This window comes from Streptomyces sp. SID3343 (assembly GCF_009865215.1).
Classification (GTDB): Bacteria; Actinomycetota; Actinomycetes; order Streptomycetales; family Streptomycetaceae; genus Embleya.
This window is the reverse complement of record NZ_WWJX01001084.1, coordinates 1-8,174: the sequence shown is the minus strand read 5'-3', so window position 1 is coordinate 8,174 and position 8,174 is coordinate 1. Positions and strand designations below refer to the sequence as shown.

General features: G+C 70.6%; 7 protein-coding genes. 4 read left to right on the top strand and 3 right to left on the bottom strand.

Annotation, left to right across the window (positions count from 1 at the left end):
* Positions 1–407, bottom strand: a 407-nt coding sequence (locus GT354_RS34045; RefSeq protein WP_161360225.1) for a helix-turn-helix domain-containing protein, incomplete at its 3' end; no start/stop codon positions are given.
* 105 nt (positions 408–512) lie between these two features.
* On the opposite strand from GT354_RS34045, the gene GT354_RS34040 reads away from it, so the two are divergent.
* Positions 513–1,778: a cytochrome P450 gene (locus GT354_RS34040; RefSeq protein ID WP_346012306.1), complete on the top strand. Its 1,266-nt coding sequence runs from the start codon at positions 513–515 to the stop codon at positions 1,776–1,778.
* 131 nt (positions 1,779–1,909) lie between these two features.
* Here the strand turns inward: GT354_RS34040 and GT354_RS34035 are convergent, their stop codons facing one another.
* On the bottom strand, positions 1,910–2,467 hold the full coding sequence (locus GT354_RS34035; RefSeq protein WP_346012305.1) for a hypothetical protein: 558 nt from the start codon (positions 2,465–2,467) through the stop codon (positions 1,910–1,912).
* Between the two features lie 388 nt (positions 2,468–2,855).
* Here GT354_RS34035 and GT354_RS34030 point away from each other — a divergent pair, with 388 nt between their 5' ends.
* Positions 2,856–3,368 carry a DUF6817 domain-containing protein gene (locus GT354_RS34030; RefSeq protein WP_202512611.1) on the top strand — a complete coding sequence of 171 codons (513 nt, stop codon included), beginning with the start codon at positions 2,856–2,858 and terminating at the stop codon, positions 3,366–3,368.
* A gap of 113 nt (positions 3,369–3,481) precedes the next feature.
* Here GT354_RS34030 and GT354_RS34025 read toward each other — a convergent pair whose 3' ends face one another.
* Positions 3,482–3,901: a VOC family protein gene (locus GT354_RS34025; protein WP_161360223.1), complete on the bottom strand. Its 420-nt coding sequence runs from the start codon at positions 3,899–3,901 to the stop codon at positions 3,482–3,484.
* 124 nt (positions 3,902–4,025) lie between these two features.
* Here GT354_RS34025 and GT354_RS34020 point away from each other — a divergent pair, with 124 nt between their 5' ends.
* Both GT354_RS34020 and GT354_RS34015 read left to right on the top strand, forming a co-directional pair.
* Positions 4,026–5,072 (top strand): helix-turn-helix domain-containing protein, encoded by a 1,047-nt coding sequence (locus tag GT354_RS34020; protein WP_237535749.1) that lies wholly within the window; start codon positions 4,026–4,028, stop codon positions 5,070–5,072.
* Positions 5,073–5,898: 826 nt separating this feature from the next.
* Positions 5,899–8,022, top strand: coding sequence for an ABC transporter ATP-binding protein (locus GT354_RS34015; protein ID WP_237535748.1), 2,124 nt, complete (start codon positions 5,899–5,901; stop codon positions 8,020–8,022).
* The last annotated feature ends 152 nt before the right edge of the window (positions 8,023–8,174 follow it).

Sequence of the window (8,174 nt, the reverse complement as noted above, 5' to 3'; positions counted from 1 at the left end):
GGCGGGCGCAGCGGCAGCCGGGCGCCCACCGTGATCCCGGCGGGGACGCGCCCGGGGCCCGGTTCGACGGCGACGAAGACCACGTGGTCGCCGCCCACGAGCGACAACGCCGCGCCACAGCCGGTGCGTTCGGCCAAGTCGGCCAGTACGTCGGCCGCGTCCACCGGCATCCGTACCCGCCCCTGCACCGCGCCCGCGACGGCCAGCAACCCCGGGCCGAGCGTGTACAGCAGGTCTCGCCCCCGCTGCACCCACCCCGGCTCGGCCAGCGCGCCGAGCACCGCGCCGGCGGTGGACCGGTTGAGGTCGAGCCGGGTCGCGATCTCGGACACGCTCAGGCCGCCCGACGCGGCGGCGAGCAACTCGACGACCGCGACCACACGGTCGGTGGGTGGTGAAGCGGTCATCGGGCCCCTTGTCTGTGCTCGGATCGGTCTCTAGAGTCGACGATTATACGGCACTTCGGCGACGAATATTCGTCGTCGAGGGATATCGGCCAGGGAGTTCGCATCGTGAGCGAGGCAATCGAGACATCCGGTGCCCGAGTTGGTGTGGGTATCGACGTCGGGGTCGGGGACGGTGGCGACCCGCTCGGGGCGTTCGACATCGAGGGGTACGACTTCGCGTTCGACGACATCCCGGATCTGCACGCCCGGTTGGCCGCCGCGCGGGCGCGAAAGCCATACGCGATCGTGCCGTTCCTCGGCATGCGGGCGGTGCTGTTCCTGACACACGATCTGGTGACCGCTGCGTTCAAGGACGAGGAGGCGTTTCCCGCCGCCGCGATCTACTCCGCGACCACCGAACCCGTGCTCGGTCACACGATCCAGTGCATGCGCGGCGCCGAGCACCGGATCAACCGCAAGCTCGTGGTGCCTGCCTTCCGCCGCAAGGTGGTCACCGATCAGGTCGAGGCGATCCTGGAGCCGCTCGCGCACGAACTCGTCGACCGCTTCGAGGCGCGCGGCGAAGCCGACCTGGTCACCGAGTTCACCCACGGCTACCCGGTCCAGGTGATCACCCGGCTGCTCGGGCTGCCGATGGACGACGAGGAGCGGTTCCGGCGATGGGCGGTGGATCTGTTCCACTTCCCGATGGCGCCCGACGCGGCCGAGCGCGCGTCACGCGAATTCACCGAGTACGTCACGCCGATCGTGGCCCGCCGACGACTGGATCCGGGCGACGATCTGCTGTCGACCCTGGCCACCACCGAGGCCGAGGGGCGCCGGCTTACCGACGAGGAGATCCTGTCCTTCCTGCGGCTGCTGTTCCCGGCCGGGGCGGACACCACCTACCTGGGCCTGGGCAACGCCCTGTACGCGCTGCTCACGCACCCCGAACAGTGGGAACGCGTGATGGCGGACCCGGCGGAGGAATTGTCCTGGGCCGTCGAGGAGGCGCTGCGTTGGGAGCCGCCGGTGGGTCTGCTGCCGCGCATGTGCCCGGCTCCGGTACGGGATTGGCAGGGTCTGGGGCTGGACATCCCGGCCGAGACACCGCTGATCTTCGGGATCACTGCGGCGAACCGCGACCCCGCGCTGTACGCGAACCCCGACGCGTTCGACGTGGGCCGCCGGGCCCGGGCGACCCTCGCGTTCGGCGACGGGCCGCACGTGTGCCTGGGCACGTGGTTGGCGATCGCGGAGATCCGGGCCGCGCTGAAGGTGCTGCTGGAACGGCTGCCGACGATGCGGTTGGCGACGCCCACGCGAGTGCGGGGGTTGCTCGGGACGGCGCTGCGGGGGCCCGAGTCGTTGCACGTGCGGTTCGATCGGTGAGGCCGTGATCGGGTGGACGCGTGATCGGGAGGGACCGGTGGTCGGGACGAACGCGTGATCGGGGTGGTTGTGCTCGGGGGCTGTGTTCGGGGGGCTGTGTTCGGCGGGCCCGCGTTCGGCAGGCTTGCGGATCAGGCCGTGGGCGCGTCGAGTTCGACCACGTCTTGGAGCAGGCCCCACGCGAAGTCCGCGCGGTAGCCGACCGCGCCCTCGGTGATCACGCTCGACCAACGGCTCGGCGCCGAACCCTCGACGTGCCGCAACTCCGGGAACGCGCGCTCGACGTCGCCGATCACGTATTGCCAGGGCTTGAGATCGGCCACCTTCTCGACGGGCGGAGTCGTCGCGGGATCGGCTCGCACGAGCCACTCCTGCCAGACCCGCCCGTCCGGGCCGGTGATGATCTCGAACCGCAGATCGGGCCACAGTGGCAACTTCCACCACTGGGCATCGGCCGTCAGGTCGCCGATCCTGCGCTGCGCATGCCCGTTCGGCTCGCCGAGCGCGGCCCGGTACGCGCGACCGGAGCCGCCCACCGAACGGCTGCGCACCATGCGCTGCCACTGCGCGTTCACCTCGCGCATACGAGTACGAGTGAACTCCAGATCGCGCACGGCATCGGCCACCAGGTCGGGCTGGTAGTCGCCCATGCGCCGCAACAAAACCAGACAGAACTGATCAGGTCCCACGAGCTTCTCCGTACGTGTTCGCTCACCGGCTGCGCTTCCGACGCTATCGACAAAGCGAAACGACCCGGCCCCATTCCCCGAATCGGTCAAATTTCGAGACGCAACCGAATCGGATTCCCAGGCTCACGCTCCCTCTCGGCGCACGAAAGCGAACGAACGACAACAAACCGAGACGAACCCCGGTGGTCGGGGCGAGTCGCCGGACGCTCGCGTCGTCGTCCGATCCTTCGGCGAACCGCCCACAGCCTGCAACGGGTACGGCCGAGCCCCTGGGATCTGACGGTCCGTCAGCGCTATCGTGTGCCCGAAGTCATCGGGCGGCCACCGGTCATTCGGCGCCGACCCACTACATGGCAAGGGGTGTCACGTGATTGTCGACTACATACGCATGCTCGGCGCCGAAGGCATCGAGCACCCCGGCGGCACGTTGCTCGCGCATCTGCGCCGGGTCGAGGATCTGCTCGACGACTGGGGAGCCCGCCCCGAACTGCGCACGGCCGGCCTGTGCCACGCGTTCTACGGTACGGACGGCTTCGCCACGGCGTTGCTCCCGCTGGATCGCCGCTGCGAACTCGCCGGCCGGATCGGGGTCGACGCCGAGCGGCTCGTCTACTTCTACGCCAGCTGCGACCGCAAGGCGACGTACGGCTCGCTGGTCGAGGGCACGTTCCGGGACAGGTTCACCGGCCGCAGCTACGTCCCGTCCGAGCAGCAGCGCCGTGACTTCGCGGAACTCACGGCCGCCAACGAACTGGACATCGCGCGGGTCGGTCCCGAGTTCCGCGCGAAAAACCGCGCGGCCCTGACGGCGCTGTTCACCGCGTTCCGGCCGTTGCTGAGCGATGCGGCGTGGCAGGAGTGCGAACGGGTGCTCGGCGATGCGAGGGCTTCGGCGGAGTAGCGGTTCGCGGTGGCGGCCGTACCGATCGCGGTGGATCCGGGCGGGCGGACCGTCGGTGGTCGGTGGTCGGTTGCTTGGTTGTTTGTGGATTGATTGTCGTAGGCCGGTAGCGGTTATCGGCCATCCGACGTCGGACGGTGTTCGACGTACTCGATCACGGAGCCGTCCGGGTGGCGTGCGGTGAATCCCGCACCGGTGGGGACCCGCCGAAGGGGGCCGACGATCTCGGCGCCCGCGGCGGTCAACCGGTCGAGGTACGGGGCGACCTCGGCGACCAGAAGCGTGCCGGTCGTGGCCCGGAACGGGCGCAGCGCATCCTCGTCGCCCTCGATCAGCAGGAAACTGCCGACCGCAGCGAGCACGAGCCCCACCTCCTCGTAGGTGAACCACATGTCGCGTTCGACGCCCGACAGGTCCTCGTAGAACGCGGCCGCGGTCTCGATGCCCCCCGGTTCGACGAACACCCGGATCAGGGTGCGTGGCGTGGTGAGAGTGGACGAGTCGTTGTCGCGGCGCTGAACGATGTCGGTCACGGAGTGCCTTTCGTGTGCGTTCGTTGCGGTGGGGTGTGCATGTATGCCTGCTCAGCCTTGCGGTGGGCGCTCGGAGCAGCCAGACCGCGGTTCATACGGTGAGTCCTGGTCATAGGCTGGGCCGATGGCCACCGGAGACGAGCCGGCGCACCGGCGCGAACTGGGCGGATTCCTGCGGGCGCACCGCGAACTGGTCACCCCCGAGCAGGTCGGCCTGCCCCGCTCGCCGCGCCGCCGCACGCCGGGGCTGCGCCGGGAGGAGGTCGCGGCGCTGTCGGGGGTGGGGGTGGCCTGGTACACGTGGCTGGAGCAGGGCCGCGTGGACACGTCCCGTCAGGTGCTCGAAGCGGTGTCGAGGGCGCTGCGGCTGGACGCGGACGCCCACCGCCACGTGCTGGAACTCGCGGGCTTTCACGTGGCCGCGCCGTCGGACCCGACCCCGACGGACGCCCTGCGCGCCATGATCGAGGGCTGGCCGACCAGCCCGGCCGTGCTCCTCGACCGCAACCTGGACATCCTGGGCCGCAACGGAGCCTGGTCCGCGCTCTGGCCGGACCCGGACCCCGACCCGGGTCCGGACCCGGACCCGGCTTCGGGCCCGGATTCGGCTGTGGAGTGGGGCCCGGACCCGACCTCGGCCGACCGTCGCAATCTGCTGCTCATGTTCCTGACCGCCGGCCAGAAACACGAACCGCCTTTTCCCGATCGGGAGTCGGTCGCCCTCGACCTGGTCCGGCACCTACGAACCCGCCCCGAGGACGCCCGCGGCCGTGCGCTGGCCGCACACCTGCGCGCGGGGCGCCCGGACCTGGCGGCGTGGTGGGCGTGCCGGTCGGTAGGCGCCTTCACGCCGCGAACGGTCGAGGGGCGGACGCGGGCGGGCGAGGGCCTGCGCTTCGGCCTGTCGCTGCTCGCGCCGGCGGGGGCCGCGGAGACCGCAGTGCTGGTGTGTACGCCGGGGGATGCGGCCACGGTGGCCTACGTGGAGCGGGCCGGCCGGGTCTCAGGTGCTCGGTTTGTCCAGAAAGACGATCGCCAGGTCGGGGATCTCCTGAGCGACGCGACCGATGACGGCCCGGTGCCAGGAGGCCGGGAACGGCGAGTCGGGGATGGCGGCGTGGTAGTCCTCGTCGGACCGGTAGGTGACGAGAAGCGGCGCCTGGTCGAGTAGCTTCTCCACGTACGCGTCGACGAACCTGGTGGTCTGCCGTTCGAGCGCTTTGACCTGCGCGCGCACACCCCCGGGCACTCGGTCGAGCCCTTGCTCCCAACCGTCCAACGTCGCGGCTTCGACGTGGAGATATCCGGCGAGCCATTCCCCGCTCAACCCCAGCGACTCACGAGCCACCCGAAACTCGGCATCGGTCATCTGCGGCGGATCGGCGTACTCGGTCATGACAACTCCTAGCGCGTGACACCGGCCGCCCCGGAGAGCCCGAACACGGCACAGCCCACCCAGACCTACGTGAACCTTCACGGTATCCGCCGACCCCGCAACCGAACCGCGCGGCTCACCTACGTGGCCGGAGCACCTTGGTGCCTTGGTGCCTCGGCGCATTGGTGTCTTGGTGTCTTGGTGTCATGGCGCATTGGCGTCTTGGCGGCGGACGGGGGCGCGGGATGTGTGGTGACCGCGCGTGGACGGGGTGGGATGCGCGCCTGTATGGGGCCGGTGTCGACGTGGGTGTCTTGCGGAGGGAGCTTTCGGTCGTGGACATCTACTCGGTTGGTCGGGCGCGCGTTCGAGGTGCGCGTGGTCGGGTTCGCGCCTTGGTCGGGCGTCCGTGCGCTCTGCCGCGGTGCGGAGATCGCGAGCAACATGGGCGGACGCACCTGGCGCGGACGTCGACGATTGCGACGTTTTCTGCCTGAACTCCTTTTGATTTGAAGGAAGTTCATCTATCCGGCGTGCGTGATTGTTTGGTTCCCCAAGGCATCGCCGGGTCTACGGCGGACGCCGACCAGGCATGCCATCGACCACTCCCGGAGGTAGCTGGATGAGCACGAAAGTCGTCGACGACATCCCGGACGACGCGGGTCGGGCACAGGCCCTCAAGGGCACGCAGGTTCCGCGTCAAGCCGGCGGCCCGCAGCCGAACCCCGGCGCCGCCGAGGAAACCGAGGAGGTCGAGGAGGTCGAGGAGGCGGACGAAGCCGGGGCAACCGAGGCAACCGAGGCAACCGAGGTAACCGAGCATGCCGAGTCAACCGAGGAAGTCGTCGACCAGGAATTGCGGTTCCAGGCCGTCGGCCACGAGACGGAGATCGCGCTGACCCGACTCACCACCCGCGCGATGGCGGCGCGGCTGCCGCACCTGATCGGCCGGGCGTTGCGACTCGCCTGGCGCAGTGATCCGCGCGCGCTGGCCGCGTTGATGGTGTGCCAGGTGTTCGCCGGTTTCCTGGAGGCGGGCGGCCTGTTGGCGACCACCGGCACGATCACCGCGCTGATCTCCTCCGGGCACGTGGGTGACCGGCTACGCGAGGCGGCGCCCTCGATCGTCGTGCTGGCCACGGCCGTCGGACTGCGGGCCGTGTTGGGCGTCGCGGTGGTGGGGCTGTCCGCGCGGGTGACGCCGCGGCTGACCCGGGAGGCCGAGTGGTTGCTGCTTCAGGCCGCGTCGAAGGCGGAGTTGGCGGCGTACGACAACCCCGGATATCAGGACCGATGGGACGCCGCCGAGCGCGGTATGCAGTCGATGCGCGGTCTGATGCCGCAATCGCAGGACGTACTGGCCGCCACGGCGTCGCTGATCGCCGCCGCCTCCGTCCTCACCGTGCTGCACCCCGTAATCCTGCCCCTGCTCCTGCTCGGCGCGCTGCCACGCGGCATCGCCGCGGTGCGAGAGGCCCGCATCGAGTACCTGACCACGCTGCACACACAGGATGAGCGCCGGCTGCTCAACATGCTTCGCTGGCACATCGCCGACCAACGCTGGGCCGATCAGATCCGCAGCAGCACGATGGCCCCGTACCTGCTCGGCCGGTACTCGGTGGCCGCGGACCGGGTCCAGCGCGTCACCCAGGCCGGCGCCTGGCGGATGGCCAAGATCGGGGTGGTCGGGGCCGCGGCGGGCGGACTGGCCGCGACCGTGGTGTGGGGCGCGCTCGCGTACCTGCTGTCCACCGGCCGGATGTCCGTGGCCGCCGCCGGAACGGCCGTCATCGCGCTGCGCACGGTCGGCAGCGCGCTGGGCGGCCTGGTGGTCTCCGGCAGCCGGCTGTACAGCGTGGGCCTGTACCTCGACGACTGGTCCCGCTTCGTCGACGAGGCCGGCGGCCACGCGATGCGCCGCGGCACGCTCGCCCCGGCCCGGCCGGAGGTCATCCGCGCGGAGAACGTCGGATACCGCTACCCGGGCAAGGAAACGCCCGCGGTGGACGGGGTCGACCTGGAGGTGCGCCGGGGCCGGATGGTGGCCCTGGTGGGAGAGAACGGCTCCGGCAAGTCGACGCTGTCCAAGCTGCTGTGTGGGCTCACCCTCGCCCACGGCGGCACGGTGACGTGGAACGGGGACGATATGCGGGCCCTCGAACCCAACGCGGTGTGGGGCCATTTGGGCTATGTCCCGCAGGAGATCGCCCGTTGGCCGCTGACGGCACGGCAAAACATCAACCTCGGCCAACCGCGCGCCGACGAGCCCGACGCATTGGCCCGCGCGGCGGCGGCGTCGGGCGCGGACGAGGTGATCGCCGGGCTGCCGCGCGGACTCGGGACGCTGCTGGCCCGCGAGTGGTGGGGCGGCACCGAACCGTCCGGCGGTCAGTGGCAGCGATTCGGGATCGCCCGTGCGTTGTACCGCGGGCCCGGTCTGGTCTGCCTGGACGAGCCCACGTCGGCCCTCGACCCCCGTGCCGAACACCGGATCTTCGCCGGGCTGCGCAGCATCGCACAGGACAGCGCGGTCGTCCTGGTCACCCATCGACTCGCGAACGTCGCGATCGCCGACGAGATCGTCGTCATGGAGCACGGTCGGGTGGTCCAGCGCGGAACGTTCACCGAACTCCTCGCCGAAAAGGGCCTGTTCGCCGAGCTGTGGAACTTGCAACAGGACCGCGGTGCCGCCCCGGACGAGGCCGAGCCCGCAGCGGGGACCGAAAGCCGGCGGAACCGCGGTTGACCGGCGGACGGGACGGGACGGGGCGGGCGGTGCGCGGGGCCGGGCCGAGACGGGCGTGAGAAGCGCGATCGACGAGGCGCGATGTGTACAGCCCGCCATGCGTAGCGAGCGCCATGCGTACAGCCCGCCATGCGTAGCGAGCGCCATGCGTA

Excerpts from the sequence above, each read along its gene's own strand:
- GT354_RS34015 (WP_237535748.1), top strand. The coding sequence starts at position 5,899 with ATGAGCACGAAAGTCGTCGACGACATCCCGGACGACGCGGGTCGGGCA.
- GT354_RS34020 (WP_237535749.1), top strand. The coding sequence starts at position 4,026 with ATGGCCACCGGAGACGAGCCGGCGCACCGGCGCGAACTGGGCGGATTC.
- GT354_RS34030 (WP_202512611.1), top strand. The coding sequence starts at position 2,856 with ATGCTCGGCGCCGAAGGCATCGAGCACCCCGGCGGCACGTTGCTCGCG.